A 26,738-nucleotide genomic window follows, 5' to 3' on the forward strand; every position below is an offset into this window, starting at 1 on the left:
CGGCGGGGGCTTTCCGCGATGAGCTTTGACGGGCGGGACGGGTCACTCGGTGACGACGACGCGGAGGCCGGCGGCGCGGCCTCGCCGCAGGTGCCGAGCCAGGGGGGACGGGCCGGTGGTCCGCACGAGCCGGTGGCGGCCGGTATCCCGGCGCAGGGCGGCGAGCCTGTGGAGAGCAGCGTTCCGGCCCAGCGCGACCGGCGCGAGGACGGCGGTGCCCTGCCGCCGCCCAGGGAGCTGCCGCCGTCCGACGGCGACCTGATCGAGCGGATGCGCGCGGGCGACGACACCGCCTACGAGGCGCTCTACCGGCGCCACGCGGGAGCGGTGCGCCGGTACGCCCGCACCTGCTGCCGGGACAGCCACACCGCGGACGACCTCACCGCCGAGGTCTTCGCCCGCATGCTCCAGGCGGTGCGCGGCGGCCTGGGCCCCGAGCACGCCGTACGTCCCTATCTGCTCACCACCGTCCGCCGGGTGGCCGCGAGCTGGACGAAGTCCGCGAAGCGGGAGCAGCTGGTCGACGACTTCGCGGTGTTCGCCGCGCAGTCCACGCGCGCGTCCGAGGTGTCCGACGGCACCTCGCCCCCCGGCTCCTTCGGAGGGGGCCTGGACCTGGGTGCCGATGTGCGGGCGATGCACGAGGCCGAGCAGTCCATGGCCATGCGGGCCTTCCGGTCGCTGCCCGAGCGTTGGCAGGCCGTGCTGTGGCACACCGAGGTCGAGGACGAGTCGCCGAGCGAGGTCGCCACGCTCTTCGGGCTGGACGCCAACGGCACCCGGGTGCTTGCCAGCCGGGCCCGCGAGGGTCTCAAGCAGGCCTACCTCCAGGCCCACGTCAGCGCCGCCCTGGCCGGCGACGAGGAGTGCGCCCGCTACGCCGACCGGCTCGGCGCCTACGCCCGCGGCGGCCTGCGCACCCGCGCCGAACGGGGGCTGCGCAAGCACCTTGAGGAGTGCGCCAAGTGCTGGCTGGCCGCGGGCCAGATCAAGGAAGTCGCCGGCGGTATCCCCGCCGTCGTACCGGTCGCGGTCATCGGCTGGTTCGGTGCCGCCGGGTACGCCAAGGCTGTCGGAATCATCGCCGGCGCCGGGGCGGGCGCGGCCGGTGTCGCGGGGGCGGCCACGTCGGCGGGCGGCGGCTCGGGGGGCGGGGCAGCGAGCGGTGGCAGTGCGAGCACGGGTGGCGGGGCGAGCGCAGGTGGCAGTGCGGCCGCCTCCGAAGGGCTCGGCGCGCCGGTGAAGGCCGGTGTCGCGGCCGGTGTGGCGGCGGTGGCCGTCGTCGCGGTGACGCTCGCGCTGGCCGGCGGGGACAACCCGCCCAGGAAGCCGGACGCCAAGCCGCCCGCGTCAGCGCCGGTCGCCGAGCCGGCCGAGCCCGCCGAGAACCCGCCCACGCCTTCGGGGCAGGCGCCCGATCCGAAGCAGCCGGTGATCGCGGCGGCGGCCGCCGTGGCCAGCACGCCCGCAGGCGCATCCACGCCGACACCGACGTCGACTTCGGCTTCGGCTTCGGCTTCGGCTTCGGCTTCGGCTTCGAAGCCCGCGCCCACGCCCACGCCCACCTCGACTCCCCCGTCGGCCTCCACATCGACGCCGAAGCCGACCCCGACAGCCACCCCCGCCCCACCTTCACCGCAGTCACCGCCTCCACCGCCTCCCCCGTCCTTCGTGTACCAGTGGAGCGAGCTGTCGTACGACATCTTTGGCGACGGCACCGAGCCCGAGATGCGGATCGGCGGGAGCAGCTGGGTGTGGCAGCGGTACGGCATGTCGATCGCGGGCAAGCAGTACAGGCACGGCGTGACCGTGCACGGGAGTTCCTCCGTCACGATCGACCTCAACCGGGAGTGCACCGCCTACGACGCCCTGGTCGGCGTCGACGACCTGACCGCCGGGCTCGGCAAGGTCTCCTTCTCGGTCTACGCCGACGGGGTCCGGTTGTGGCGGTCCGGGACGGTCGGGGGCCGGGACTCCGCGGTGCCCGCCCATGTGGACCTCGCCGGGCGCGAGACCGTCAGGCTGGTGGTCGAGCCGCACAGCCACCTCGACGACCTGGCGCTCGCGGACTGGGCGGAGTCGAGGTTCACCTGCTCGTGAAGCCGTAACGGCGAGGATCCGTGACCACCGCCGCGTCCTAGGCGAGCACCGCCCCGCCGCCCGAAGCCCCGGCCCCCAGTGCTCCCTGCTGCGGTGTGACGCCCGCCGGAACCGCCCGCGTACGTGCGGGCGTTCCCGTCCAGCAGGTGCCCCGGCGGGCGATCAGCCGCCCGAGCCACAGCTCCAGGGAGACCAGGTCCGCCAGTCCGTCCAGGGGCAGCGGCTCGCCCTCCGCCGCGGCGCGCAGTGCCTTGCGGACCACCCGGGCTTCGACCAGGCCCGCCTGCGCGAGCAGGGGTGTGCCGAAGAGGGACATGAGGGAGTCCGCGGCGACTCGGAGCCCGGCGCGGGCGGCGGCGGCCGAGGGCCCGTGGGAGGTGGCGCCCCACCCGGGCGGGAGATCGGCGACCCCGGCGCCCTCCAGGACCGTACGGAGGATGGCCGCGCGGGCGCCCGGCTGGACCCGTAGGGCTTCCGGGAGGGCGCGGCAGGCGCGGACGACCTGGTTGTCGAGGAACGGGGCGTGCAGGCGCTGGAAGCGGACTTCGGCCGCCTGTTCGAGGATGCGCAGGTCCGCCGCGCTCCGGGTGAGGGCCGCACGGGCGCGGAAGTCGCCCGGTCGCTGCCCCGGACCGATCCCGGAACGCTGGGTCGCCCCTTGCAGGCGAACCGATACTTCAGCCAGCGCCTCACCCGTGAGCCAGCGCGCGGCGGGGCCCGGTCTGGCCCAGGTGAGCGCGGCCAGGGACGCCCCCACGGCACCTCCGGGTTCGTCGAAACGGCGGCGCATGAGACGGTCGGCGAGGCCTTCCAGACCGGAGCGGTAGGGCGTACGGGCGAGGCGGCGGGCCGCGCCGTACACGCGCGCGGGGACCAGGACCGAGCCGTCCGCCCTGGCGAGCGCGGCGACGGGACGGACCAGGTGACGGCGTTTGCGGTCCATCAGGAGGTCCGCGAGGCGGGCCGGGTGGGCGTCCAGGACCTGGCGGGCGCCGTAGCCGGTGAAGTGGTCCGCGCTGCCGGCCGCGAGGCGGGCGCGGTGGCGGGCGGCGGTCACCAGGGAGGCGGCGGGTTCGTCGGTCAGCGGGCCGTCCAGGTCGGCGTACGGGAGGGTCTCCTCGTCGCCGGTCACCACCACGTGGTGCAGGCGCGGGTTGGCCGCGAGCGTGCCCGCCCGCTCCAGTTCGGCCTCCCGGCCGCCGACGGCCAGATCGTTGAAGGTGACCGCCAGCAGCCGTTCCCCCGCGCCCGTGCCGTGGCCCAGCACGGTCCCCGGCATGCCGGGCAGGCCGGCGGCGAGCAGCGCGAGGGTTCCCGAGGCGGGGCCGCCGGACAGATCCGCTCCGATGCCCGGGACCGGCATCCCGCGCGCGGCGCGCCGTTCGGCGGGCCCCATGCCGGGGACCGGGCCTGGGTCTATGTCCGCGCCGGGGACATGACGGGGAGCGGACAGCCGCGCGCGGACGGCGTCGACCAGGGCGTCCCGTACGGCGTCGACCGCGCTGTCCGGGTCGGCGGAGGGTGCCGCCACGGCGAGGGAGGCGACCTGCTCGTATCCGGCGATCTCGCGCGCACCGGCGCGCAGGATCAGCGCGTGCCCCGGCGGAATGCGCCGTACGCCGTCGTAGGGGGTGGAGTCGTGCAGCGCGGCCGGGACGTCGGGGGCGGCGAGCAGCGCGGCGAGGTGGCCGTAGTCGAGGTTGGCCTCGATGAGGTCGGCGAGGGGCAGCGCGGCCGTCGCGTAGGCGGTGCCGCCGGCCCAGGGGGTGTGGAACACCGGGCGGGCGCCCGCCAGATCACCGCAGACGGTGATGCGGCGGCCCACCTGGACGACGGCCGTGTAGCTGCCCGGCCAGGCCGTCAGGTGCCGAAGTGCCCCGCCCCGCGCGGCGAACAGACCGACCCTCAGCTGTTCGTCGGAGGCGCCGCAGGTACCGAGGACGGCGATCCGGGTCCGCTCGTCGGCCTTCAGCACCCGCACCTCGTCCGGACGCCAGTCGCCGACCGCCCACAGCGGATCGGGATCGCCCCACAGAAGATGCGAGCCCACCGGATGCAGTGTCTCGCCGTCGTGCCCCACAGCGCCCGCGGAGCCGATCTCGGCGGCCACCGGGGCGGTGCTGCTCCATCCCACCAACCACCGCATCGCCGCCTCCACAGGCTGTGGACAACCAGTGCACCGTACGAACTCGGCACCATGCTGCCATGAAGGAGGCGCGACGGAGGGACGGCGGGGTCGCTCGCGCTCCGGGGAATGCGCCCCGGCGGATACCGTCCCATCGGACCTGGCCCGCCCGCACACCGCGTCGAACAGCCGCGCGAGGCAAGGAGATCGGGCACGGGCGAGGAGTGTTGATACGGTGACTGCGACGCGAATGCGCCCCCGAAACGCTCCCCAAAAACTCCCAACGCGCCCTCAACTGCCGTGGTGGGAGGGCTGACGGCCCGCACGAGTGGGGTCGATTTTCAGCCAAATCGGCGACAACGGAACAGGTTTGAGCACGCTCCGTACACGCCTCGCCCGCCGTCCGGCGAGCGCACGGCCCGGGAAACGGAGTTCGCCCCCCGGGCCGGTCCGCCGCCCGCGGGGATGTAGGCGGCGGTGTCCCCCAGCCCACTGGATCCAGTACAGCGGGCCGACCCACGCACGGCCCATGGAACCGCTCCCGCGATGGCCGGAGAAGAGCGCACGGCCGGGCGCACGGCCACACAGCGGGAGCACGTCGCAACCCTCCGTCGCTGAACCGCACTTCAGTACGGACCACAATCCCGCCAACCGGAACAATGCCCCTTAACGCTTGGGATGCGGCGAACTACGCTGGGTTTACGAATGCCGCATGGTTATGCCAGCGCGGCAGCCGTCTGTGTCGAGGGGTGGCGCAATGTCCAGGGAGCAACGCGGGCCGAACGAAAAACTCGGCGCCGTTCTCGCCCTCGCGGGAATCAGCAACGCAGGACTCGCGCGGCGCGTCAACGATCTTGGCGCCCAACGCGGGTTGACTCTTCGCTACGACAAGACGTCGGTGGCGCGCTGGGTGTCGAAGGGCATGGTGCCGCAAGGCGCCGCGCCCCATCTCATCGCCGCCGCGATAGGGCAGAAGCTCGGCCGCCCGGTGCCGCTCCACGAGATCGGCCTGGCGGACGCGGATCCCGCGCCAGAAGTGGGCCTCGCCTTCCCCAGAGACGTCGGACAGGCGGTGCGGTCGGCGACGGAGCTGTACCGCCTCGACCTGGCCGGACGCCGGGCCGGTTCCGGCGGCATCTGGCAGTCCCTGGCCGGATCGTTCGCGGTGAGCGCCTACGCGACGCCCGCCTCACGCTGGCTGATAACCCCGGCCGACAGCTCGGTCGCACGCGAGGTGAACTCCGCCGAGGCCTCCGGCGCACCGCTCAAAGTCGGCCACAGCGATGTGCAGAAACTGCGGGAGGCCGCCGAGGACGCCAGGCGCTGGGACTCCAAGTACGGAGGCGGCGACTGGCGTTCGTCGATGGTGCCGGAGTGCCTGCGGGTGGAGGCGGCTCCGCTGCTGCTCGGCGCGTACTCCGACGAGGTCGGCCGGGCACTGTTCGGCGCGAGTGCCGAACTCACCCGCCTCGCCGGCTGGATGGCCTTCGACACCGGCCAGCAGGAGGCCGCGCAGCGGTACTACATCCAGGCGCTGCGGCTCGCGCGCGCGGCGGCCGACGTCCCGCTCGGGGGCTACGTCCTGGCCTCCATGTCCCTCCAGGCGACCTACCGGGGCTTCGGCGACGAGGGCGTCGACCTCGCCCAGGCCGCTCTGGAACGCAACCGGGGGCTGGCCACCGCCCGCACCATGAGCTTCTTCCGCCTCGTCGAGGCACGTGCCCACGCGCGCGCGGGAGACGCCCAGGCGGCCGGCGCGGCCCTGAAGGCGGCGGAGGGCTGGCTGGAGCGGTCCCGCGACGGCGACAACGATCCGTCCTGGCTCGGCTTCTACTCGTACGACCGGTTCGCCGCGGACGCCGCGGAGTGCTACCGCGACCTGAAGGCCCCCCGTCAGGTGCGCCGGTTCACGGAACAGGCGCTGTCGAAGCCGACGGAGGAATTCGTGCGCTCGCACGGGCTGCGTCTCGTCGTCTCGGCGGTCGCGGAGCTCGAGTCCGGCAATCTCGACGCGGCATGCGAGCAGGGCGTGCGGGCGGTGGAGGTCGCGGGGCGCATCTCCTCGGCGCGCACCACCGAGTACGTGAAGGATCTTCTCCATCGTCTGGAGCCGTACGGGGACGAGCCGCGGGTGGTGGAGCTGCGGGAGCGGGCGCGGCCGCTGCTCATGACTCCGGCGTAGGCGCTCCGCTCGGGGCGCCGGATGCCGTCGCGTCCGCCGTGCCGACCCGTCCGCTGATCCCGTCAGCTGATCCCGTCAGCTGATCCCGTCAGCTGATCCCGTCAGCTGATCCGGTCTAGTTCCAGCCCCGTGCTCCCTTGGCGGGGCTGCGGTTTCCCTGGTTTGAAGGCATTGTCAGTGGCGCAGTGCACTATCGAAGCCGGGAGGTGGTGCAGGTGGCGAGGCAGGCGCGGGAGATCGCGTACGACTGCGACGTGCTCGTGATCGGCGGCGGGATCGTCGGCCTGTCGACGGCGTATGCGATCACGCGGGCCGCGCCGGGCACGCGGGTGACGGTGCTGGAGAAGGAACCCGGGCCCGCCCGGCATCAGACCGGGCGCAACAGCGGAGTGATCCACAGCGGGATCTACTACCGCCCCGGTTCCCTCAAGGCGCGGTACGCGGTCAGGGGCGCCGCCGAGATGATCAAGTTCTGCGCGGAGTACGACATCCCGCACGCCGTCACCGGCAAGCTGATCGTCGCCACCGAGCGGGCCGAGCTCCCCCGATTGCACGCACTCGCACAGCGCGGCCGGGAGAACGGCATTTCGGTGCGTGAACTGGGCGCGGCCCAGATCGCCGAGTACGAGCCGGAGGTCCGCGGGCTCGCCGCGATACACGTCGGGACGACCGGGGTGTGCGACTTCGTGGCGGTCGCCCGACAGCTGGCCGAGGCGTCGGGGGCGGAGATCCGCTACGGGGCGCGTGTGGTGCGGGTGGACCGGCGGCCGGAGCTCGGAGTGGCCGTGCGGACCGCGGACGGGGACGTCGTGCGCGGGCGGGCACTCGTGAACTGCGCCGGGCTGTACTGCGACGAGATCGCGCGGATGACCGGGGACGAGCCGGGGATGCGCATCGTGCCGTTCCGGGGCGAGTACTACACGCTGACCCGGCCGGAGCTGGTGCGGGGGCTGGTGTATCCGGTGCCGGATCCGGCGTTTCCGTTCCTCGGGGTGCATCTCACCCGCGGGATCGACGGGGGCGTGCACATCGGCCCCAACGCGGTGCCGGCGCTGGCCAGAGAGGGCTACGACTGGAGTGTGGTGCGGCCACGGGAGCTGGGGACGACGCTGCGCTGGCCGGGCTCCTGGCGGATAGCGCGGCGGCACTGGCGGTACGGGTCCGGTGAGCTGCGGCGGTCGGTGTCCAAGGGGGCGTTCGTCGGGGCGGTGCGGAGGCTGCTGCCCGCGGTCGAGGAGGCGGATCTGACGCCGGCGGCGGCCGGGGTGCGAGCCCAGGCGGTGCTGCGCGACGGGACGCTCGTGGACGACTTCCTGATCCAGGAAGGGCCGCGGACGGTGCACGTACTGAACGCACCGTCCCCCGCGGCGACGGCTTCGCTGCCGATCGGGCGGGAGGTGGCCCGCAGGGCGCTGGCGGTGCTGGGGGCGGAATGAGGGGAACGGTGAGCGGGCGGTCGGCAAGAGGACGGACGTGGATGAGCGGCCGGCCATCGATACGAGCAAGGCATCGATGCGGACAGAGACGGCATCGGCCCGGCCGCCGTAAAATCGACGCACTGTGTCTGACTCTCTCAACGCTTCCGAAACCCCGCACACCCCCGGTGTGTCCCGCCGCCACACCCGGGAGAAGGGCGAACCGCGGTTCCCGGACGGGCCGCAGCCCGATCCCGCCGGGTCGCACTTCGAGCGGCGGATCCGGAGTTTCCAGCCGCGCCGCAGTCGGGTGACGGCGGGGCAGGCGGACGCGCTGCAACGGCTGTGGCCGAAGTGGGGCCTCGACATCGACGGGCAGCGGGTGATCGACCTCGGCGAGCTGTTCGGGAACGACCGTCCGGTCGTGCTGGAGATCGGCTTCGGGATGGGCGAGGCCACCGCGCGGATGGCCGCCGCCGACCCGGACACCAACATCCTCGCCGTGGACGTACACACCCCGGGGCAGGGGAACCTGCTCAATCTCGCGGACCACAACGGGCTGTCCAACGTCCGCGTCGGCAACGGGGACGCGATCATCCTGCTGCGCGAGATGCTCACCCCCGACTCCCTCGGCGGCCTACGCGTCTACTTCCCGGACCCCTGGCCCAAGAAGCGGCACCACAAGCGACGGCTGATCCAACCGGAGTTCCTCACCCTCGCCGCCGCCCGGCTCCGGCCAGGGGCGATCATGCACTGCGCGACGGACTGGGAGCCGTACGCGGAGCGGATGCTGGAGGTGCTCGACGAGCACCCCGCCTTCGAGAACACCGAGGCCGACGGGGGTTTCGCGCCGCGTCCCGGGTTCCGGCCGCTGACCCGTTTCGAGGGTCAGGGACTGGAGAAGGGACATGTCGTGAACGACCTGCTCTTCCGCCGCGTAGAGCACTCGTGAAGCCCTCCGCAAAAGCACCGTTAGGGTCAATGCCGTGGCCACCGTTCCCCCGTATCCGCCGCACCCCGGTGCCCCTTCCGGCGGCGCCCTGCGCCACGCTCACTGGTGGCAGCGGAAGTGGGTGCGGTACGGCGCGCTGAGCACCCTGCTCGCGCTCTCCGGGCTGGTCATCCTCGCCCTGGTCCGCGAACAGACCGGCACGGAGGGATTCCTGGTCGGGCTCGGGCTCGCCGTCCTGCCCGTGCCGCTGCTCACCGCCGTCTTCCGGTGGCTCGACCGGGTCGAGCCGGGCCCATGGCGCAACCTGCTGTTCGCGTTCGCGTGGGGCGCCTGCGCGGCCGCGCTGATAGCGATCGTGGCCAACAGCTTCGCGACCAGATGGATAGCGACGGCCACCGCGGACCCCTCCAGCGCGGACACCCTCGGCGCGACGGTGATAGCGCCGATCGTGGAGGAGTCGGCCAAGGCCGCCGCCGTCCTCCTGGTCTTCCTCTTCCGGCGCCGGGACTTCACCGGGATCGTCGACGGGGTGGTGATAGCGGGCGTCACCGCCACCGGGTTCGCCTTCACCGAGAACATCCTCTACCTCGGCACGGCGTTCGGCACCGACCAGCTCACCGGCGACCGCGGTATCGCCTCCGTCACCGCGGCGACCTTCTTCGTGCGGATCATCATGTCGCCGTTCGCGCACCCGCTGTTCACCGTCCTCACCGGCATCGGCTTCGGCATCTCCGCGCTGTCGGCGGAACGCCAGCACGTGCGACGCGTGCTGCTGCCGCTGTCCGGGCTGCTGCTGGCGATGGGCATGCACGCGATCTGGAACGCCTCGTCGACGTTCGGCGAGTACGGGTTCATCGCCGTGTACGCGGCGTTCATGGTGCCCGCGTTCGGGCTGCTGACCTGGCTGGTCATCTGGACCCGGCAGCGCGAGCTGAGGACCGTACGGGAGGAGCTGCCCGCCTACACGGTGGCAGGATGGCTGACACCGGCCGAGCCGTACGCGCTCGGGTCGATGCGGGCACGGCGGATGGCGCGCGAGTACGCCCACCGGCGCGGAGGCCGTCCCGCGGCGCGGGCGGTGGCCCAGTACGAGGCGTACGCGACCTCCCTGGCCTTCCTACGGCACCGGGGGCGCCGCGGCCGGGCGGGGGCCGACTTCGTCGTACGCGAGCAGGAGTTGCTGCAGGAGCTGTGGCGGCGGCGGGACGTGGCGCGTCCCGCGCTGGACCACGCGGCGCGGGCGACGGCCCCGCCGGTGGCGGTGGCCGCGCCACCCTGGCCGGTGTACGGGGTGTACGGGTATCCGGCAGCGCCGGCGTACCCGGGCCACCTTGGGCAGGCGGTGGTGCCGTATCCGGCATACAACCCGTACCGGTCGTAGTCGCCGACCGAGCTGCCGCTGTCTCCACCCGCACCCAAGGGAGTTGACCCGAGCGGCGCCTGAGAACCCCGCACCGCGCGCAACGACGCGCGTCCCCAGTCGCACACTCGGGCCAGGCGCCCGTAGGACAGCCCCTCAGCCCTCAGCCCCTCAGGCAGAGGCCTCCGTCAACCGCGTGACCTCAGCGTCGGTCAGGACGAGGTCGCCCGCGCCCACCAGCGCCGGGAGTTGTTCCACCGTGCGCGCGGACGCGATCGGGGCCGCCACCGTCGGCTGGGCCGCGAGCCAGGCCAGGGCGACCGTGGCGATCTGGGTGTCGTGGGACTGGGCGATCTCGTCGAGGGCGGTGAGGACCTGCCGACCACGCTCGGTCTCCAGGTGCTTGGCCGCGCCCTCGGCCCGCGCGCTGTCGACCGTCGTACCGGGCCGGTACTTGCCGGTGAGGAAGCCGGAGGCGAGCGAGAAGTACGGGACGGCGGCGAGGCCGAAGCGTGCGGCGACGTCCTGGAGCTCACCCTCGTAGGTGTCGCGGGAGACCAGGTTGTAGTGGGGCTGCACAGCCACGTACCGCGCCAGGCCCACGCGCTCGGAGTGGGAGAGCGACGCTTCCAGCCGCTCGGGCGAGATGTTGGAGGCGGCGATGTACCGCACCTTGCCCGCCCTCACCAACTCGTCGAGCGCGCCGATGATCTCCTCGACCGGCACGTCCGGCTTGTCGAAGTGCGTGTAGTACAGGTCGATGTAGTCGGTGCCGAGGCGACGCAGCGAGGCGTCGGCGGCGGCCTTGATGTTGTCGGCGGACAGGCCCTGGTACTCGGGGTGCTGGCTGACCTTGGTGGCGATGACGACGTCGGAGCGATTCCCGCGGGCCTTGACCCACTTGCCGATGATGGTCTCGGACTCACCGCCGGAGTTGCCCTCGATCCACGCCGAGTACGAGTCGGCGGTGTCGACGAAGTTGCCCCCGGCGGCCGTGTACGCGTCCAGGACGGCGAAGGAGGCGGCCTCGTCGGCCGTCCAGCCGAAGACGTTGCCGCCCAGGGAGAGAGGGAAGACCTCCAGGTCCGAGGTACCGAGCTTGCGAAGAGAAGTCATGCTTCTCTTCAACACCCGTGGCGGAGCGCCTCATTCCGCCAGGACTGAGGCGCTCACGAAATCCACGCAACCGTCAGGGGTTGAGCCCCTTGCTGCGCAGCCAGGCCATCGGGTCGATGCCCGTGTCCGCGCCGCCCGAGTGGACCTCCAGATGGAGGTGGGCCCCGGTGACGTTGCCGGTGGCGCCCACGCGGCCGATGACGTCACCCGTGCTGACCTTCTGGCCGACGCTGACGCTGATGGACGACTGGTGGCAGAACCACAGCTCGGTGCCGTCGTCCAGGGTGAGGATCGTGCGGTAGCCGTACGAACCGGCCCAGCCCGCCTCCGTGATGGTCCCGCTGTGGACGGCCTTGATGAGCGTGCCCGTGGGCGCGGCGAAGTCGAGGCCGGTGTGGTAACCGGACGACCACAGGGAACCGGCCTGACCGAAGGTGGAGGTGATGGTGTACGAGGAGGTCGGCAGCGTGTACTGCTTGGCCAGCTCGGCGAGACGCTCGGCCTCGGCCTTCTTCTCGGCCTCCTCCTCCGCCTTCTGCTTCGCGGCGGCGGCCTTGGCCTCGGCTTCCTTCTCCGCCTTGGCGACCGCTTCCGCGACCTGCTTCTCGGCGGTGGCCGCGGCCTCGGCGGCGGCCTTGCTCTCGACCTGGTCCGCCTGCTTCTCGGCCTGGGCCATGATCCGGGCGCGCAGCACCTCCCCGGCGTCCGAGGTGCCCTCCGCGGTCTCCTCGGAGGTCACACCGACGCCGCTGAGCGCGGTCGCCGAGCCCTCGGGGGTGTCGTCCTCCGAAAGGAGGGAACCCACAGAGGGAAGATCGGGAATGGAGATGGACACCGGAGGCTTGCCGGTGTTGGCGCTGGCTATACCGCCCGCGCCGACGGCGGCGATGACGCCGACGCCCAGGACGGTCGAGCTGCGGGCGAGTCCGCCGCGCTGCTTGGCGACACGGTGCCGACCGCGTACCGGACGCAGGGACTCCTCGGTGGGGTTCCACTCCGTCCAGGGGCCCTCGTCGGTGCGGTACTCGCCGTAGCCGAAGGTTTCGGTGTCGCGCTGGCTCGGCACGAACGGGGCTTCTGGGGCAGGCCGGTTGGACGCCACGTGGGCGTACTCCTTTCCTTCCTTCTCGCCTACCGGGTTAGCTGACGGGTTCGGAGCAGGAAGGTCTCCTACGCGCGTATACCAGCCGTGAGTTCACGGTGATATCCGCGCGATTCACCCCAAGTTGGTGGTTCCCCGGTTTCCTTGCGGAATTCGGCGCATGCGCACGGAGCCGACTCTTGTGACGGCTGGGACGACCGCGCTGCGTTATCGAACGTTAATAGACCCGGGGGCCTGATTCCAAGCTGTTCCGCTTGATCATTAACGAATTTCCGCCCGACCAAGGCCTCATGACCGGCGAAAACGGGCGAGTTGACCTTGCCTCAGGAGACACACAGGTATTGACGGTGTGTCAGTTGTTATGCGGAGGTACCCACACGATCACCCCTCGTGACCGCCCACAATACGCGCCCCAACGCACCGAGGGCCGGAACCCTTTCGGATTCCGGCCCTCGGTTTTCAGTAGCGGGGACAGGATTTGAACCTGCGACCTCTGGGTTATGAGCCCAGCGAGCTACCGAGCTGCTCCACCCCGCGCCGTTGTGACTTCAGAGTACGCCATCCGCACCCCAGAAGTCACATCGGTTCCCCGGCGGCCGTGCACCCGCGTACGGAGGGAAGGGGACGGGACGGGGGTGTCCGCCCGCAGCGGTTGTCGCGTCAACACCGCCCCCTCACCAAGAAACCGATTCCGCGACGTTCCGAGGACGGACACCCCCGCCCCGGCCCCAACCCACCACCACACCCCAGGCGCTACACGCACCCCCACAACCCGCACAGGCGCCGCAGGCATCACGCACCACCCAACCCACACAAGCCGCCGCAGGCATCTCCCGCCCCAACCCGCAGACACGCACCCACCGAACCCCCGCTACAGGACAGCCACCCCCACCGAGCCCCACAGGCCGCCGCAGGCATCCCCCGCCCAACCGCCGGAGGCACCCGCACCCGTCACCGCAGCAAATGAAGATTCGCCCCCTTGGCCAGCCCCTCATACTCACCCAGCACCACCACATCCACCCCCGCCCCCGACAGCACCCCAGTCCCGTCGGCCCCCTGCACGAACGTGTCCGGCTCCCGCCACGCCGTGACCACCCGCCGTACCCCCGCCGACAGGATCAGCTGAGCACAGGGCGCCGGCCGGGACGCCCGGCGGGCGCACGGTTCCAGGCTGCTGTAGACCGTCGCGGACGCGAGCCGCGCATCCCCCGCGTCGATCTTCGCCAGCGCCGCCTCCTCCGCGTGGACGACAGGGTCGTCCCCCTCCCTCGAGTACCCGCGGGCAAGCTCCGTGCCGTCGGCCGCCACCACCACCGCACCCACGCTGAACGCCGTCCGAGAGGGCGGACACTGGGCGGCCAGCGAACAGGCGAGCCCCAGCCAGTGCCGATCCGCGGCGGAGGGGAGATGACCGACGCCGGGCGCCGTGGGCTCGTACCGCATGAGGACGACGTCCCCGATGGGACGGGTCTCCATCAGCCTCAGGCGCCCGCCCTGATACGGCCCGGCCCCGAAGAGACGAGGCGCCCCGGGATCACCGACGAACAACGGGGCCAGCACCAGCTGAAGTTCATCCGCGAGCCCCTGCCGCAGCAACTGGGTGTGGATCCGTCCGCCGCCCTCGACCATGAGCCGCCGGACGCCCCGCACCTCACCCAGATGCTCCAGCAGCAACCGCCAGTCGAGTTCGACGCCCCCCAACGCGACGACGTCCGTTGCCGGCCCCAGCCCCAGCGCACGGACCCGCTCCGCCCCCTTCTCCGTCGTGTAGACGACCTTCTCGCCGCCCGTGTGCCAGAACTTCGCGGCCGCGTCGAGGTCGCCGGAGCCGCTGACGGTGACCTTCAGCGGGTACTCCGGCTGCCCGGCGGCAACGCGCACGGCCCGCCGCGACGCCGAGTTGACCAGCAGCCGCGGGTTGTCGGCGCGAATGGTCCCCGCGCCGACGAGGATCGCGTCCACGGAGGCCCGCACCTCGTCGACCCGGTCGAAGTCGGCCGGGCTGGAGAGCAGCAGGCGTTCGGGGCCGGTGTCGTCCAGGTAGCCGTCGAGGGAGACGGCGGCGGAGAGGAGGACGTACGGGTGGGGCATCGGAGCGGTCCCTCTCGAAGGCGGCGACACGGGTAGGGCTTGGTTCAAGTTTGAAACAAACTTACACTGGGAGCATGACGACTCGCTGGCTCACCCCGAAGGAGCAGCGCGCCTGGCGCGCGTACATCGCCGCGACGCACCTCCTGGAGGACGCGCTCGACCGGCAGCTCCAGCAGGACGCCGGCATGCCCCACCTCTACTACTCCATCCTCGCCAACCTCTCCGACGCCCCGGAACACCGGCTGCGCATGACCGATCTCGCCGAGCAGCTGAAGATCACCCGGAGCCGGCTGACCTACGCGGTGACCCGCCTGGAGAAGGACGGCCTGCTCAGGCGGGAGAACTGCCGATGGGACAAGCGGGGCAGCATCGCCGCGCTCACCGAGGAGGGGATGACGGTCCTGGAACAGACCGCGCCGGGGCACGTCGAGACCGTACGGGCATCGCTGTTCGACCAGCTCACCGAGGAGCAGGTGGACCAGCTGGAGGAGATCTGTACGGGGATCGCGCGGGCCCTGGAGAGTGACGACGCCCGCCCCGCGGCGGACGACGTACCGTGGCGCCGCCGCTCTTCCTCCCCTTCGTGACCTACCTCGCAATCCAGTTGCTTCAAATTTAAAGCATGGGGTAGGGTCCATACCCAAGATCTGCTTCAAATCTGAAGCAGATACGGCCCCGGACCCGGAGGACCGCATGCCCGACTTCCCCGCCGCCACCCCGCGCTCCCGCGTCCGGGTCCCGCTGCGCTTCCACGACGGCTATGGCGTGGACGCCGAACTGGTCACCTTCCACGGTCTGGTTGACGGCCAGGAACACGTGGCCGTCGTCCTGGGCGACCCGGCCCCCGGCACCGCCCCGCTCGTCCGGCTGCACTCCGAGTGCCTGACCGGCGACGTCTTCGGCTCGGCCCGTTGCGACTGCGGCCCGCAGCTGCGCGAGGCGGTCGAGCGGATCGCGGACCGCGGCGGCGTTCTGCTCTACCTTCGCCAGGAGGGCCGCGGAATCGGCCTCTACAACAAGCTCGACGCGTACGCCCTCCAGGACCAGGGTCTCGACACGTACGCCGCCAACACCGCGCTCGGCCTGCCCGAGGACGCCCGCGACTACACGGCCGCCGCGCAGATGCTGGGCGCGCTCGGCATCACAGGCCTGGACCTGCTCTCCAACAACCCCGACAAGGCCGACCAGTTGCGCGACCTGGGCATCGACGTCCAACGCCGCGTACCCACCGGTGTGTTCACCACCGCGCACAACGTCCGTTACCTGCGCGCGAAGGTCCTCCAGACCCAGCACACGCTTCCCCTGGGCGAATTGACGGGCCACGCGGTCTGACACCGCACGAGCCCGCACCCACCCCGCACCTCTCGGCCCTGCCCTGCCCCCGTCCCCTCCAACTACCGATTCTCGTAGGCCAGTTGCCGACGCTACGCACTATGTACGCGCTCTTCCCGCACCAGGGCACCGTCCTCGGTGATCACCACACGCACGGCAGCTCCACCTGGATCACCGTTCCCTCTCCGACAGGGCTGGCCACCTCGACCGTCCCGTCGAGCGCGGCGACCCGGCGCCGCATGCCGAGGATGCCCGAGCCGTCGCCGGTCTCGTCGGCGCCGCCCCGGCCCTCGTCGCGCACCCGCACCGACAGCCCCCGCCGGGTCCGGGCGAGCCGGACGTCGGCGCTCGGCGACCCGCTGTACTTGGCGGCGTTGGTCAACGCCTCCGCGACCACGAAATACGCGGCGGCCTCCACGGCCGCGGGCGCCCGTACCCCCTCGTCCAGTCCGCCGTCGTCCACGGTCACGGCGAGCCCGCTGCCGGCGGCCAGCGCGCGGACGGCGCCGGCCAGTCCCCGGTCGGTGAGGATCGGCGGGTGGATGCCGCGCACCACGTGCCGCAGCTCGGTCAACGCCTGTTCGGCCTGGTCCTGGGCGTCGTCCAGCAGTGTGCGCGCGGCGTCAGGATCACGGTCGTAGGCCCGCTTGGCGAGCCCGATCCGCATCGACAGGGCCACCAGCCGGGCCTGCGCGCCGTCGTGCAGGTCCCGCTCGATACGGCGCAGTTCGGCGCCGTGCGCGGCGATCGCGTCGGCCCGGGTCTCCTTCAGTTCCTCGACCCGAGCGGCCAGTCGCGCCTGCGGGGAGGGCATGAGCAGGGCGGTCGACCAACGGGCCTCGGTGTCCGCGAGCCCCACGATCAGCGGCAGCACGACCGCCGGCCGGCGCAGCAGCCCGCACCACACACCGTCGACGACCAGTCCCACGGGCCACAGCGGCAGCGCGAGGACGACGAGGGCACCGTAGACGTAGTAGGCGAACATCCAGCGCAGATCGGTGCGCGTGCCGGGATCGCGTACGGCGATCCGCAGCCGCTCGCGCAGGGACCCGTCGAGACTCTGGTACGCCTCCGGGATCCGCCGCTCGGTCCAGGCGGACGTCAGCTGGCGTTTGGCCCCGGCGATCCGCCGGATCAGCAGTACCGTCTCGGGCAGCATCCAGGCACCGACCACCGCGAGCGTGCCGATGGCAGTGATCAGCAGCACGGTGATGAAGATCCACACACCGAGCGCCATCGCCGCGGCCACCACGAGATGCACCGTGGCCCACGCGGCACGCCGGACCGCTTTCCACATACGGCAACGCTAGAGGATCCGCCGGCCGCGGTCGGGGGGAGCGGCCACCCGGGCGGGGGTGGAGCGCGCTACACCCCCGAGGCCGCTGCCTCCCTCTCGACGCCCTCGGGGTCACAACACAGGCACGCCGAGCACACGCCGTTCACGTATGGCGCATGATGCACTCTCAGCACGCATCACCAGGGGGATCATGCGCACGCGCACAACCGTCGTCGCCGTCATGCTGCTAGGCGCGACGGCCACGGCCTGCTCCGGCACGACCGGCGACGAGGCACCCACCGCAGCCACCGGGGCGGCCGGCACGCCCACGGCCTCAGTCGGCGGAGGAGCCGGAACCGGGCCGCTGCGGATCGGGACCGGCCGTCACTGGATTGACATCGACACCGACGGCAGCCCCATCAGCGCCACCACCACCGTTCTCGGCTACACCCAACCCGCCAAGGGCGTCGGCCTGCCCGACAAGGCCGCCGACTTCTCCGATCCCGTGTGGGCCACACTCGAAGTCAAGGTCTGCGCCGATTCGGACAGCACGAACGTGATGGTCGGGCAGACCCCCTGGTCGCTGGGTTTCGCCGACGACACCCGTCTCGCCGCCCCCGGGCTCAGCGGTTCCGGTGTGCCAAAGCCGGAGTACCCCGCCGACGGCGCCGCGGTGACGCCGGGCACCTGCCTCCGCGGAAAGATCACGTACGCCCTCGAAAAGGACACCCGTCCCGATCAGGTGATCTACGGCGTCGAAGGCCGCGATCCCATCGAATGGGCGATCCCGAAGGCCTGACACCTGGGCCACCGGGCGCGATTCGACCCGATGCGGCTGCGACGCCCCCGTACAGGACCCTGAGGGGCCACGCAGTGAGGGCCCTACCGGCGCGCGCCGGTAGGGCCTTCACTGCTGTTCGGCTCGCGCCGGTCCCGTCGGTCAGACGGACATGGGAGTGCCGAGCATCACGGAAGCCCGCTGGAACGGGCTTTCGACACGCGCGGGTGCGGCCTTGGGGAGGCTGCGGCAGGTGAAGCCGAGCCGGGCCATGGCCCGGAGGACTTCGCCGGCGCTGAAATCGCGGCGGTCCTGGCGGGTGATGACCTGGCCGACCTGCTTGACGGGGTAGTGGCGTCGTCCGATGATCACGGACTCACCGGTGACCGGCTCGGGCTTGACCCCCTGCATCGAGTCCAGCACGCCGCTCTTGGTCAGGTCGAACGGGAAACGGGCGATGACACAGCGCATGATGCCTCACAGTGAGAAGGGGAGAACAGGACCGACCGCGGTGAAACGCCTCAGGGGGAGAGGGCGAGGACGCCCACGGTGCTGCCGTGTTTGCCGACCACGGGCAGACGACCGTGCCGCCCGTAGGACATCGTGTCCTCGGCTTCGGCCCTTGTGGCCAGCGGTGAGGCGAAGGGCCCCCCGCAATCGGTGATGTCACGCAGGCGGACCCTGTCCGTGTATCCGGAGCTGTCCCGGACCCCGATGAGCCGGGCCTGGGTGACCAGGCCGACACGCAGGCCGTCGTCGTCGCAGACGACCAGATGCCCCGTACGCGCGGCGGCCATGACGGACAGCGCCACCTCCACCGTCATGTCCTCCCAGACCTGCGGTCCGGCCGCGTCCATGGCGACGACCACCGGGCTGTGCGCGGGGCCGGCACTCGCCGGGCGGGACTGCATCTGGACCAGCGTCAAAGGGTGTCTCCTGCGCAGAAGGGTCGGATTCCTGATCAGAACGTTCTATGCCGCCGCACGGACTGTGGACTGCCGTACGGGTGCGCGGCGGGTCGCCGAAGCGGGGCGTCGTCGGCCGCGTGAGGTGGCGCCGCGCTTCTTGGTGCGTTCGGCCACCGGCGCGGTGATGACGACCGGGATACCGGAGGGGGCCTGGGCACCGGTGATGCGGTGCAGCGCCTCTTCGCCGACGCGGACCTGGGTGGTCTGCGGGACGATGCCGGCCGCTGCCATGAGGCGGGTCATGTCGCGGCGCTGGTTCGGGGTGACCAGGGTGACGACGCTGCCGGACTCACCGGCGCGGGCGGTCCTGCCGCCGCGGTGGAGGTAGTCCTTGTGGTCGGTCGGAGGGTCGACGTTGACGACGAGGTCGAGGTTGTCGACGTGGATGCCACGCGCCGCGACATTGGTCGCCACCAGCACGTTGACGTGCCCGCTCTTGAACTGCGTCAGCGTGCGGGTGCGCTGCGGCTGCGACTTCCCGCCGTGCAGGGCGGCGGCCCGTACCCCGCTGTTCAGGAGATGCTCGGTGAGGCGGTCGACGGCGTGCTTGGTGTCCAGGAACATGATCACGCGGCCGTCGCGTGCGGCGATCTCGGTGGTGGCCGTGTGCTTGTCGGCGCCGTGGACATGCAGCACGTGGTGCTCCATCGTCGTGACCGCGCCGGCCGAGGGGTCGACTGAGTGCACGACGGGGTCGCTGAGGTAACGGCGCACGAGCAGGTCGACGTTGCGGTCGAGGGTGGCGGAGAACAGCATGCGCTGGCCCTCGGGGCGGACCTGGTCGAGAAGAGCGGTGACCTGCGGCATGAAGCCCATGTCGGCCATCTGGTCGGCCTCGTCGAGGACCGTGATGGCAACCTGGTTCAGTCGGCACTCGCCGCGGTCGATGAGGTCCTTGAGGCGTCCTGGGGTGGCTACGACGACCTCGGCACCACCGCGCAGCGCGCTCGCCTGCCTGCCGATCGACATGCCGCCCACGACCGTGGCCAGCCGCAGCTTCACGGAACGGGCGTACGGGGCGAGCGCGTCGGTGACCTGCTGCGCCAGCTCACGCGTCGGTACGAGGATCAGCCCCAGCGGCTGCCCGGCCTCGGCGCGCTGCCCGGCCGTACGGGCCAGCAGCGCCAGCCCGAAGGCGAGGGTCTTGCCGGAGCCGGTGCGCCCGCGGCCCAGTACGTCCCGGCCGGCCAGGGAGTTCGGCAGGGTCGCGGCCTGGATCGGGAACGGTACGGTCACGCCCTGCGAGCCGAGCGCGGCCAGCAGCTCACTCGGCATGACGAGATCGGCGAAGCCCTCCACGGCGGGAAGCGCGGGAGTGATCGTCTTGGGGAGGGCGAACTCCCCCTGGATCGCGGCGGGCCGGCGGCCGTAACCGCCGGACCGGCTCGGCCCGCCGGACCGGCTCGGGGTCGACGAGCCGAATTGACTGCCGCTCCTCCCGGAGGCGGCACTGCCGTTACGGGTGCGGGCGAAGCGGTCGTTCGTGCGTGTGGGGTTCATGCGGAACCTTCCTCGATGCGGCACATACCAAGGAATTCCCGCAGCGATGAGCGGCACGGAGAATTGCAAGAATGGGCCGGTGGAACGCGAAATCGGATCTGACCGACGGTAAATCCGTGCGGGCGCAGGCGTTTAAATGGGTGACGCGACATGGATGCGATATCCGGGGCGTCTACCGCGGTGCAGCTGTGAAGGGATGCATCTGCATCCCGAAGGAGGATCCGTGTGCGGCGACACCGCGGATTCCTCGGAGTCGTCGTCTCGCAGGTGACACCACTGCGAGAAATGCGAGCAGCTGGGGCCCGCACCCCTCAGGATGCGGGCCCCAGCTGCAAAGTACGCGTCAGCGTCAGGCGAGAACGATGTTCTCGGCCGTCGGGCCCTTCTGGCCCTGCGCGATGTCGAAGTTCACCTTCTGGCCTTCGAGCAGCTCGCGGAAGCCCTGGGCAGCGATGTTCGAGTAGTGGGCGAACACGTCAGCGCCGCCACCATCCTGCTCGATGAAGCCGAAACCCTTTTCCGCGTTGAACCACTTCACGGTACCAGCAGCCATGTCATATCTCCTTTGGGGCAGTGCGTACGGAATCCGCACTGCGCGGACACCGTGTCGCCGCGATGATTACCCCGCCCGGAAAAAGACCGGAAATACAAAAGTGCTCCCAGTGGCTCAAAATCCGGCCGGAGAGCACTTGAAGTTTCGGGAACCACAACTGCAACTGAGATCGACAGTAGCACACCGCAACGGGCCTCTGCGCATCAAATAATCCCCCTCTAATTTTCGCGGCAAGGAACCTGTCTGTATGTTCCGTTAAAATCTCAGCTCACGGGCACAGGTATTGATTCACCCACAGCGCAGCGTTTCGGAAAGAGTATGGGGCGTGCCCCGGCGCAGCGCTTGGCTGGCCCGCAAGGAGCTCTGCCGCCCGACGGTGGTAGAGGTTCGTGAACGCCGAGGGCCCGGGTGAGAGCTGCCGACTCCGCATTGAGGCCGCGCCGGATGCGGCGGGTCGCGCCCGCGGTGGAGGCGGCGGCCGAGCACACCGAGGTGTGGCGGGCGGCGGCCGAGCACACCAAGGTGTGGTGGGCGGCGGCCGGGGTGATGGCCGCCGTCGGCGGGTGGCGCGGCCGCACGGCCGTTGCTGTCGCGTCGCCCCGCGCCGGATCCTAGGTGAACAGGGCCCACCGGGTGAGCAAGGACAGAAAGGTGAGCAAGGGCCACAAGGCGAGCAGGGTCCGCAGGGCGAACAAGGCCCCAGGGGTGAACAGGGTCCGCCCGGCCCTGCCTGCCCCGACGGGTACAGCCCGCAGGCCCCGAGCTACGACCCCGACCCGCTCGTCTGCCGGAAGGACGGAGCACCCGACCCGGAGCCGAGCAGCGGCGGCGGACTGCTCTCGATGAGCCCCGACCCCGCCCGCCGCCAGTACCCATGAAGACGCCCCCAACCACGGTCATGACGGCCGTGGTTGGGGGCGTTTCGTCATGTCTGCGGTCCAGATACGCTCGCCCGCATGACTGACTTCGTGCAGGTTTCTACGGCAACTGAGACGCGAGAACAGGCCCTTGAGCTGGCGCGATCCGTGGTCAGCGGGCGGCTTGCGGCCGGGGCTCAGATCGTGGGGCCAGTGACCTCAGCGTTCTGGCACAACGGCGAGTTCGGCACCGGCGAGGAGTGGCAGCTGCTGCTGAAGACCAGCCGGTCCCGGTACGCGGCGCTGGAATCACACCTGCTTCAGCATCATCCATGGCAGAGCCCGGAGGTCGCCGCAGTGCCGATCCTGGAAGGGTCGGAAGCGTGCCTGCGGTGGATCGCCGCGAACACGGAACCCGCCGAGTAGAGGTCAGGCTCCGGCTTTTTCCAGGACCTCCGCGACCTGCGGCAGCGAGCGATGTTCGCCGAGCATCCGCAGGACAGGGGCCAGACGCTCGCGCGGTCGCACGGAGGCGACCCCCGCGGACAGTTCGAGCGCGCGCCCGGTGACTGCGGCCGCCTGCTCGACCTCGCCGGCGTGCAGGTAAGCGGCGGCCAGCCAGGACAGGTAGAGGCTCTTGTCGCGAGCATGAGTGTCGTCGTAGCGGGCGAGCGCCGTCTCCAGCACGGGCACCGCGCGCAGCGGGCGGCGCAGCTCCGTCCAGCACCGCCCGGTCATGATCTGTAGCTCGTTGCGGTCTACCCAGGTCACCCAGTCGGGCTGGGGGAGTCGTCAGCCTCGGCGAGTGCAGCCTCGGCGGCGACCAGAGCCCGCTCCGTCTCGACGGCCATCCCGGCGACCGCGCACGCCCATGCCAGCCGCTCGTTCATCAGCGCCCGCACGCCCGGCGGCGCGTCCGGACCCGCCTCGGAGACGGAGCGTGCGGCGATCTCCATCCCGGTGCGCTGGTCGCCACTGACGGTTTGGTAGGCGAGGAAGGCGAGCGCGTTGCCTGCGAGAGCTGGGTCCCGCGCGTCCACGGCCGCCCGGTGGCTGGCTTCGTACAGGCCGGTGGTGTCCGCATGCCTGCCCGCGTCGAACGCTGCCCAACCGGCCTGCTGTGCCTGCTCGGCGAGCACGGACATCAGCCCGCGGCCGGTCTCCTCGGTGTAGCTGGCGTCGCGGATGAGCGCCTTGGTGGCCTGGTACTCGCCGACGTAGACGCGGTACGTGTCGCCGCCGCCGAGGATGTCGTCCAAGTGGCGCAGGCGTGCGGTGCGTTTCCGCAGACGCTCGGGGAAGCCTCTTCCGATCCTGCCGCCTGCCTGAGGACGGGTGAGGTCGGGCAGGCTCGCAGCGAGCCCCGCCCCGGCGGACGCCTTGAAGAACTCCCTGCGCTGCAACTCATCTCCATCCTCATCAGGCGCCTCCCAGGTGCGTGGGGCCAGGCCCAGCATGTGCCCGGGGATGCGCAGAGCGTCAGCGATCCGCGTGATCTTCTCGAAGGTGGTGATGCTGCCCTGCCCACGCGCCAGGGCACCCACCCGATCCGGTTTGATGCCGCACTCGGCTGCGATCTTGCTGTAGCTGATGCCCGCCTCACTGCGGGCCAGCGAGAAGACGGTGCCGAAGTCGTGGGCGGTGATCGCCGCTCTCATGTCCGTGCGCTTGAGAAGGGCACCCGGAAGTGCCGTCGGAGGTTCGTATCCGGTCATCAGGTTCCCCACCTGCGGATGGCAACCGTGTCACACGGGCTAACCAACGAGCCTACCCATCATGGGGATACCCACGGGCGGGAAGCGGGTGGTCTTGCGGCGCCGCAGGGTTGACGCGTTGAAGACCCCGGCGAGGTGGTGGCCTCCCGGGGCGTGGCCAACGCTGCTGAGGAGCGCCGACGTGAAGCAAGCTACAGCCCCAGCGCCAACCAGCGAAGACCGGGATTCCCGGCCGCCGGACATTGAGACCATGCGCGAGATCGTGAACCGTCTCCTCGACCCCGACGCCGCCCCGGACGCCGCTCTCCCCCCTGGGGCCGATGAGGTCGCCACGCTCACCCTCCAGTTGCGCGGCCATCTGCAACTCCTCGCCCCCGAGGTGGAGACCGCCGCCAGGAAGCTGAAGCCGGGCGTCCACCGCCGCACCGTCCTCGGCTACGTCTGGGAAGCGAACAGCAGGCTGGAGGCCGAGCCGAGCACCAGGTACGGCGGACCCGTCGGCCACGCCCGCCGCCTGGCCCGCGTCCTCAACGCCCTGTGCGACCACCACGAGGACCTCAGCGGCGGAGGCGAGCATGCACAGTCCTGACATGCCTGTGCCGCCGCCGTTCATGTGGTCCTGCCGCCGCTGCGCCGACCTTCTCATCGACCTCGCCACCGCGTCCGAGCTCACCCTCGAACACGATCTCTACGACGGCGTGGTCCGCTGCCAGCTGATGCTCGCCGGACACCTCGCAAACGAGCACCCATCCGAGATCCCCAAGCCGCATGAGGACTGCCCTCGCTGCACCCACTACGCCAAGTGGGCAGACCAGCAAGACATGCACGACCTGTGGCGGGAGCACCGGGCTCGGGACCTGTTTCTGCCGGCCGCTGTTGCACGCCGGATGTGACCCCTGCTGCGCGCTGTTGAGGGTGCGCGTGTGGCAGGTGCGGCCGCCTCGTACCCCCCGTTACGGGTGGCCGTGGGCTCGCCGCCGAGTGCTCCCCTGACACCGGCGGCGAGCCGCTCACCCCTACGCTGCACGGTCGTTGAAGCACCAGCAGCGTCCAGGATCGGAGACCCCATGGCAGGCATCGAATTCGAGGCAAAAACTCTCGACGTCGACCCCGCGAAAATCGCCCTACTCATCGCAGACGCCGGCGGCACCTGCATCAGCCGCCCCCGCCTGATGCGGCGGTACGTGTACGACACCATCCCGGCCGTCACCGGCCGATGGGTGCGGCTACGCGACACCTGCGACGAGGTCACCCTGTGCGTGAAGCAGATCAGCAGCGACGCCGTCGACGGGACCCACGAGACCGAGGTCACCGTCTCCTCCTTCGAGGAAGCCGCCGCGCTGCTGCAACTGGTCGGCCTGACGCCGCGCAGCTACCAGGAGAACCGGCGCACCTCATACACCCTCGGCGCCGCCCGCCTCGAAGTCGACGAATGGCCACGCATCCCGCCGTACCTGGAGATCGAGGCCGACGACGCAGCGCAAGTGCGGACGGCCGCCACCGCGCTGGGCATCGACCACACCCAGCTCACATCGATCAACACGGTGAAGGTCTACGGCCGGTACGGCATCGACCTGGAATCCATCGCCGACCTGCGTTTCGAGTAGGCCGGCGCCTGCTACTCCGGCCGCGGCACCGCGCCCCGGCCGGCCCGAAGGGGGCACCATCATGCACGACTTGACCAACGTTCCTGTGGAAGTGAAACCGGACCGCACCGTGCGCGTGAAGATCATCGACGCGTGCGGCATGGCCTGCAACTTTTGCCACAACGAGGGAACGCCCGTCGCCGCATCCGGCAACTCCGGACGCGTCTCCATCTACCTCCGCACCAACGGCTCCAGCTTCCTGCCCGCCCGGATCGCCGCCGACAGCGACTTCGCCCTGGCCCTCGCCGCCGTCCGCGGCAGCCTCCCGACGACCGAGGTCCATTTCACCGGCGGCGAGCCGACGCTGCACCCTGACCTGCCCGGCCTGATCACCATCGCCCGGCGCCTCGGACTCACCGTCGGACTCACCTCGAACGGCGAGAACGGCGCCGCGGTCCTGCCCGCCGCCGCAGCTGCTGGCCTCGACCGCATCAACCTGTCCGTGTTCGGCACCACCCCGGCCGAGCTCGCTGCCGTGCAGGCTCCGCGGCTCGCCTCGCCGAAGTTGGCCGAGCGGAAGCTGGCCGCCCTCGACGCGACGATCGAGGCCGCGACCGCGCACGGCATCAAGGTCTCCGCGAACATCGTGATCCCTGACTCCAACCACGTGGAGCGCGTGCTCCGCATCGTCGAGCGACACGGCCGCTCCGTCGTGGTCCGGATGCTCGTGTCGCTCGCGGACGGGGGCGCCTCCCTGGCCGCCATGCAAGCCGTCATTGACCACCTGGGCGCCGTGCCGATCCGCCGGATCATCACGCCAGGGGCGTCCGATCAGCGGGTGCGGTACCGCCTCCCGGACGGGCGAACGCTGTACGCCAAGAGCATCCGGCCCGTGCGCCTCCCCGAGACGTGCGCGGACTGCCGGTTCAACAACCCGGACGACTGCCAGGAGGGCTACTACGGGGTTCGGCTGTACCGCGCCGAGGGCGGCCCGTTCATGGTCGGCGTGTGCGTTCAGCGCATGGACCTGTGTCTGTCGCTCGGTGAGTTCGTGATGAGCCAGCGGTGCCGCGAGGTGGCGAATTTCCGTGATGACGAGGTGGCGCGGCCAACCCGTCTGCACTCCACGGCGACGGCAACCGGCGAATCGCACCCGGGCTGAAATTCCGTGCAGGCGCCTACCAGTACAGACGACCCCGGCCCCCGCTGTCACCTCGCGCCGACGCTGACACCGGCGGCGGGCCGCTCAACGTACGAGGTCGGGAAGCGACACGCCGACTGCATGCGCGATGAGGATCAGTTCCATCAGCGGCGGACTGGTGAGCGCGGTCTCGTACCGGTGGACAGTCTTGTGATCCCGCCCGATGGCTTCGCCCAGCAGTATCTGCGACAGGCCGGCCGCTCGGCGAGCCGCACGGATCTGCTCACCGATCACCCGCTGTCGGGCGACGGCCCACGCGGGCAGGGGATCGAGCGGCATCCGTGCACGCTCGAATGATCTTGACCAAGAGTCTTTACCGTCAGTGGTAAATCTTGTGATCTTGATGCACCGCCGTCGACACGACGGCACCACAGACCGTCGAGGCGTTGGGGTGCAAGCCCGGAGAGGGCGCCGAAACGGAGTCGGGCGGTCACCCCTATGGGTGGCCGCCCGATCTCGGTCCCGCCCGTCCTCTCGGGCCAGCGACGGGCCAGCTAGCGATCATGGAGCTATCCCAAAACGGACAGGA

26 protein-coding genes, 1 tRNA gene and 1 riboswitch are annotated in these 26,738 nt (G+C 71.1%); of the genes, 14 read left to right on the forward strand and 13 right to left on the reverse strand.

Translation table 11 applies throughout. The features are described 5' to 3' along the window. The first annotated feature begins 18 nt into the window (after nucleotides 1-18). Nucleotides 19-2,100 (forward strand): sigma-70 family RNA polymerase sigma factor, encoded by a 2,082-nt coding sequence (locus tag OHA64_RS22775; protein WP_405615917.1) that lies wholly within the window; start codon nucleotides 19-21, stop codon nucleotides 2,098-2,100. A gap of 37 nt (nucleotides 2,101-2,137) precedes the next feature. On the opposite strand, the gene OHA64_RS22780 is transcribed toward OHA64_RS22775, so the two are convergent. Continuing rightward, nucleotides 2,138-4,246 (reverse strand): asparagine synthase-related protein, encoded by a 2,109-nt coding sequence (locus tag OHA64_RS22780; protein ID WP_405615919.1) that lies wholly within the window; start codon nucleotides 4,244-4,246, stop codon nucleotides 2,138-2,140. A 736-nt stretch (nucleotides 4,247-4,982) separates the two neighbouring features. On the opposite strand from OHA64_RS22780, the gene OHA64_RS22785 reads away from it, so the two are divergent. The 4 genes from OHA64_RS22785 (at nucleotide 4,983) to OHA64_RS22800 (ending at nucleotide 10,155) form a co-directional block, all read left to right on the forward strand. Beyond that, entirely contained in the window at nucleotides 4,983-6,407 is a 1,425-nt protein-coding gene (locus tag OHA64_RS22785) for an MFS transporter (RefSeq protein ID WP_405615921.1), read from the forward strand. Between the two features lie 185 nt (nucleotides 6,408-6,592). Then, complete coding sequence (gene lhgO, locus OHA64_RS22790; RefSeq protein WP_405615924.1) at nucleotides 6,593-7,843, forward strand: L-2-hydroxyglutarate oxidase; 1,251 nt, start codon at nucleotides 6,593-6,595, stop codon at nucleotides 7,841-7,843. 124 nt (nucleotides 7,844-7,967) lie between these two features. Continuing rightward, entirely contained in the window at nucleotides 7,968-8,774 is an 807-nt protein-coding gene (gene trmB, locus OHA64_RS22795) for a tRNA (guanosine(46)-N7)-methyltransferase TrmB (RefSeq protein WP_405615926.1), read from the forward strand. 34 nt (nucleotides 8,775-8,808) lie between these two features. After that, a complete protein-coding gene (locus OHA64_RS22800; protein WP_405615929.1) occupies nucleotides 8,809-10,155 on the forward strand; it encodes a PrsW family intramembrane metalloprotease in 1,347 nt (448 codons plus the stop codon). A gap of 150 nt (nucleotides 10,156-10,305) precedes the next feature. Here OHA64_RS22800 and OHA64_RS22805 read toward each other — a convergent pair whose 3' ends face one another. The 4 genes from OHA64_RS22805 to OHA64_RS22820 form a co-directional block, all read right to left on the reverse strand. Then, nucleotides 10,306-11,250 (reverse strand): aldo/keto reductase, encoded by a 945-nt coding sequence (locus OHA64_RS22805; RefSeq protein WP_405615931.1) that lies wholly within the window; start codon nucleotides 11,248-11,250, stop codon nucleotides 10,306-10,308. A gap of 73 nt (nucleotides 11,251-11,323) precedes the next feature. Continuing rightward, on the reverse strand, nucleotides 11,324-12,352 hold the full coding sequence (locus OHA64_RS22810) for a M23 family metallopeptidase (RefSeq protein WP_405615933.1): 1,029 nt from the start codon (nucleotides 12,350-12,352) through the stop codon (nucleotides 11,324-11,326). A gap of 11 nt (nucleotides 12,353-12,363) precedes the next feature. Continuing rightward, nucleotides 12,364-12,521, reverse strand: a riboswitch (cyclic di-AMP (ydaO/yuaA leader). A gap of 294 nt (nucleotides 12,522-12,815) precedes the next feature. Next, nucleotides 12,816-12,889 (reverse strand) — tRNA-Met (locus OHA64_RS22815). A 414-nt stretch (nucleotides 12,890-13,303) separates the two neighbouring features. Continuing rightward, entirely contained in the window at nucleotides 13,304-14,443 is a 1,140-nt protein-coding gene (locus tag OHA64_RS22820) for a dihydrofolate reductase family protein (protein WP_405615935.1), read from the reverse strand. A 74-nt stretch (nucleotides 14,444-14,517) separates the two neighbouring features. Between OHA64_RS22820 and OHA64_RS22825 the strand changes: the two genes are divergently transcribed. Both OHA64_RS22825 and ribA read left to right on the forward strand, forming a co-directional pair. Next, nucleotides 14,518-15,030, forward strand: a complete 513-nt coding sequence (locus tag OHA64_RS22825; protein ID WP_405615937.1) for a MarR family winged helix-turn-helix transcriptional regulator — start codon at nucleotides 14,518-14,520, stop codon at nucleotides 15,028-15,030. A gap of 106 nt (nucleotides 15,031-15,136) precedes the next feature. Continuing rightward, complete coding sequence (ribA, locus tag OHA64_RS22830) at nucleotides 15,137-15,775, forward strand: GTP cyclohydrolase II (RefSeq protein WP_405615939.1); 639 nt, start codon at nucleotides 15,137-15,139, stop codon at nucleotides 15,773-15,775. A 142-nt stretch (nucleotides 15,776-15,917) separates the two neighbouring features. On the opposite strand, the gene OHA64_RS22835 is transcribed toward ribA, so the two are convergent. Next, a complete protein-coding gene (locus OHA64_RS22835; protein ID WP_405615941.1) occupies nucleotides 15,918-17,072 on the reverse strand; it encodes a histidine kinase in 1,155 nt (384 codons plus the stop codon). A 190-nt stretch (nucleotides 17,073-17,262) separates the two neighbouring features. Between OHA64_RS22835 and OHA64_RS22840 the strand changes: the two genes are divergently transcribed. Further along, nucleotides 17,263-17,850: a hypothetical protein gene (locus OHA64_RS22840; RefSeq protein ID WP_405615943.1), complete on the forward strand. Its 588-nt coding sequence runs from the start codon at nucleotides 17,263-17,265 to the stop codon at nucleotides 17,848-17,850. A gap of 141 nt (nucleotides 17,851-17,991) precedes the next feature. Here the strand turns inward: OHA64_RS22840 and OHA64_RS22845 are convergent, their stop codons facing one another. The 4 genes from OHA64_RS22845 to OHA64_RS22860 form a co-directional block, all read right to left on the reverse strand. Then, complete coding sequence (locus tag OHA64_RS22845; RefSeq protein WP_405615945.1) at nucleotides 17,992-18,300, reverse strand: SCO5918 family protein; 309 nt, start codon at nucleotides 18,298-18,300, stop codon at nucleotides 17,992-17,994. Between the two features lie 50 nt (nucleotides 18,301-18,350). Then, on the reverse strand, nucleotides 18,351-18,755 hold the full coding sequence (locus OHA64_RS22850) for a CBS domain-containing protein (RefSeq protein ID WP_405615947.1): 405 nt from the start codon (nucleotides 18,753-18,755) through the stop codon (nucleotides 18,351-18,353). Between the two features lie 45 nt (nucleotides 18,756-18,800). After that, nucleotides 18,801-20,297: a DEAD/DEAH box helicase gene (locus OHA64_RS22855; protein WP_405615949.1), complete on the reverse strand. Its 1,497-nt coding sequence runs from the start codon at nucleotides 20,295-20,297 to the stop codon at nucleotides 18,801-18,803. Nucleotides 20,298-20,646: 349 nt separating this feature from the next. Next, entirely contained in the window at nucleotides 20,647-20,850 is a 204-nt protein-coding gene (locus OHA64_RS22860) for a cold-shock protein (protein ID WP_030817331.1), read from the reverse strand. Between the two features lie 444 nt (nucleotides 20,851-21,294). Here OHA64_RS22860 and OHA64_RS22865 point away from each other — a divergent pair, with 444 nt between their 5' ends. Beyond that, nucleotides 21,295-21,465, forward strand: coding sequence for a hypothetical protein (locus OHA64_RS22865; RefSeq protein WP_405615951.1), 171 nt, complete (start codon nucleotides 21,295-21,297; stop codon nucleotides 21,463-21,465). Nucleotides 21,466-21,806: 341 nt separating this feature from the next. Beyond that, on the forward strand, nucleotides 21,807-22,133 hold the full coding sequence (cutA, locus tag OHA64_RS22870) for a divalent-cation tolerance protein CutA (protein WP_405615953.1): 327 nt from the start codon (nucleotides 21,807-21,809) through the stop codon (nucleotides 22,131-22,133). 3 nt (nucleotides 22,134-22,136) lie between these two features. On the opposite strand, the gene OHA64_RS22875 is transcribed toward cutA, so the two are convergent. Both OHA64_RS22875 and OHA64_RS22880 read right to left on the reverse strand, forming a co-directional pair. Further along, entirely contained in the window at nucleotides 22,137-22,478 is a 342-nt protein-coding gene (locus OHA64_RS22875; RefSeq protein ID WP_405615955.1) for a hypothetical protein, read from the reverse strand. Next, the gene (locus OHA64_RS22880; RefSeq protein WP_405615957.1) at nucleotides 22,475-23,422 is read right to left on the reverse strand and encodes a helix-turn-helix domain-containing protein; all 948 of its coding nucleotides are present in this window, start codon (nucleotides 23,420-23,422) and stop codon (nucleotides 22,475-22,477) included. The genes OHA64_RS22875 and OHA64_RS22880 overlap by 4 nt, the downstream gene beginning before the upstream one ends. A gap of 250 nt (nucleotides 23,423-23,672) precedes the next feature. Here OHA64_RS22880 and OHA64_RS22885 point away from each other — a divergent pair, with 250 nt between their 5' ends. From OHA64_RS22885 to OHA64_RS22900, 4 genes are all read left to right on the forward strand, one after another. Beyond that, complete coding sequence (locus OHA64_RS22885) at nucleotides 23,673-24,011, forward strand: DUF6415 family natural product biosynthesis protein (protein WP_405615959.1); 339 nt, start codon at nucleotides 23,673-23,675, stop codon at nucleotides 24,009-24,011. A 1-nt stretch (nucleotide 24,012) separates the two neighbouring features. Further along, nucleotides 24,013-24,315: a hypothetical protein gene (locus tag OHA64_RS22890; protein WP_405615961.1), complete on the forward strand. Its 303-nt coding sequence runs from the start codon at nucleotides 24,013-24,015 to the stop codon at nucleotides 24,313-24,315. A gap of 174 nt (nucleotides 24,316-24,489) precedes the next feature. Then, the gene (locus OHA64_RS22895; RefSeq protein ID WP_405615963.1) at nucleotides 24,490-25,029 is read left to right on the forward strand and encodes a CYTH domain-containing protein; all 540 of its coding nucleotides are present in this window, start codon (nucleotides 24,490-24,492) and stop codon (nucleotides 25,027-25,029) included. A gap of 61 nt (nucleotides 25,030-25,090) precedes the next feature. Beyond that, on the forward strand, nucleotides 25,091-26,170 hold the full coding sequence (locus OHA64_RS22900; RefSeq protein WP_405615965.1) for a radical SAM protein: 1,080 nt from the start codon (nucleotides 25,091-25,093) through the stop codon (nucleotides 26,168-26,170). An 84-nt stretch (nucleotides 26,171-26,254) separates the two neighbouring features. Here the strand turns inward: OHA64_RS22900 and OHA64_RS22905 are convergent, their stop codons facing one another. After that, nucleotides 26,255-26,488, reverse strand: coding sequence for a helix-turn-helix domain-containing protein (locus tag OHA64_RS22905; RefSeq protein ID WP_405615967.1), 234 nt, complete (start codon nucleotides 26,486-26,488; stop codon nucleotides 26,255-26,257). Between the last annotated feature and the right edge of the window lie 250 nt (nucleotides 26,489-26,738).

Source organism: Streptomyces sp. NBC_00076 (assembly GCF_045041235.1).
Classification (GTDB): Bacteria; Actinomycetota; Actinomycetes; order Streptomycetales; family Streptomycetaceae; genus Streptomyces.

What these genes read in the sequence shown, in the direction of transcription:
- OHA64_RS22890 (WP_405615961.1), top strand. Translation starts at nt 24,013, where the DNA reads ATGCCTGTGCCGCCGCCGTTCATGTGGTCCTGCCGCCGCTGCGCCGAC.
- cutA (WP_405615953.1), top strand. Translation starts at nt 21,807, where the DNA reads ATGACTGACTTCGTGCAGGTTTCTACGGCAACTGAGACGCGAGAACAG.
- OHA64_RS22775 (WP_405615917.1), top strand. Translation starts at nt 19, where the DNA reads ATGAGCTTTGACGGGCGGGACGGGTCACTCGGTGACGACGACGCGGAG.
- OHA64_RS22885 (WP_405615959.1), top strand. Translation starts at nt 23,673, where the DNA reads ATGCGCGAGATCGTGAACCGTCTCCTCGACCCCGACGCCGCCCCGGAC.
- OHA64_RS22785 (WP_405615921.1), top strand. Translation starts at nt 4,983, where the DNA reads ATGTCCAGGGAGCAACGCGGGCCGAACGAAAAACTCGGCGCCGTTCTC.
- OHA64_RS22840 (WP_405615943.1), top strand. Translation starts at nt 17,263, where the DNA reads ATGCGCACGCGCACAACCGTCGTCGCCGTCATGCTGCTAGGCGCGACG.
- OHA64_RS22820 (WP_405615935.1), bottom strand. Translation starts at nt 14,443, where the DNA reads ATGCCCCACCCGTACGTCCTCCTCTCCGCCGCCGTCTCCCTCGACGGC.
- OHA64_RS22860 (WP_030817331.1), bottom strand. Translation starts at nt 20,850, where the DNA reads ATGGCTGCTGGTACCGTGAAGTGGTTCAACGCGGAAAAGGGTTTCGGC.
- OHA64_RS22880 (WP_405615957.1), bottom strand. Translation starts at nt 23,422, where the DNA reads ATGACCGGATACGAACCTCCGACGGCACTTCCGGGTGCCCTTCTCAAG.
- OHA64_RS22805 (WP_405615931.1), bottom strand. Translation starts at nt 11,250, where the DNA reads ATGACTTCTCTTCGCAAGCTCGGTACCTCGGACCTGGAGGTCTTCCCT.
- OHA64_RS22780 (WP_405615919.1), bottom strand. Translation starts at nt 4,246, where the DNA reads ATGCGGTGGTTGGTGGGATGGAGCAGCACCGCCCCGGTGGCCGCCGAG.
- ribA (WP_405615939.1), top strand. Translation starts at nt 15,137, where the DNA reads ATGCCCGACTTCCCCGCCGCCACCCCGCGCTCCCGCGTCCGGGTCCCG.
- OHA64_RS22825 (WP_405615937.1), top strand. Translation starts at nt 14,518, where the DNA reads ATGACGACTCGCTGGCTCACCCCGAAGGAGCAGCGCGCCTGGCGCGCG.
- OHA64_RS22845 (WP_405615945.1), bottom strand. Translation starts at nt 18,300, where the DNA reads ATGCGCTGTGTCATCGCCCGTTTCCCGTTCGACCTGACCAAGAGCGGC.
- OHA64_RS22855 (WP_405615949.1), bottom strand. Translation starts at nt 20,297, where the DNA reads ATGAACCCCACACGCACGAACGACCGCTTCGCCCGCACCCGTAACGGC.
- OHA64_RS22835 (WP_405615941.1), bottom strand. Translation starts at nt 17,072, where the DNA reads ATGTGGAAAGCGGTCCGGCGTGCCGCGTGGGCCACGGTGCATCTCGTG.
- OHA64_RS22900 (WP_405615965.1), top strand. Translation starts at nt 25,091, where the DNA reads ATGCACGACTTGACCAACGTTCCTGTGGAAGTGAAACCGGACCGCACC.
- OHA64_RS22895 (WP_405615963.1), top strand. Translation starts at nt 24,490, where the DNA reads ATGGCAGGCATCGAATTCGAGGCAAAAACTCTCGACGTCGACCCCGCG.
- OHA64_RS22865 (WP_405615951.1), top strand. Translation starts at nt 21,295, where the DNA reads ATGCGGCGGGTCGCGCCCGCGGTGGAGGCGGCGGCCGAGCACACCGAG.
- OHA64_RS22905 (WP_405615967.1), bottom strand. Translation starts at nt 26,488, where the DNA reads ATGCCGCTCGATCCCCTGCCCGCGTGGGCCGTCGCCCGACAGCGGGTG.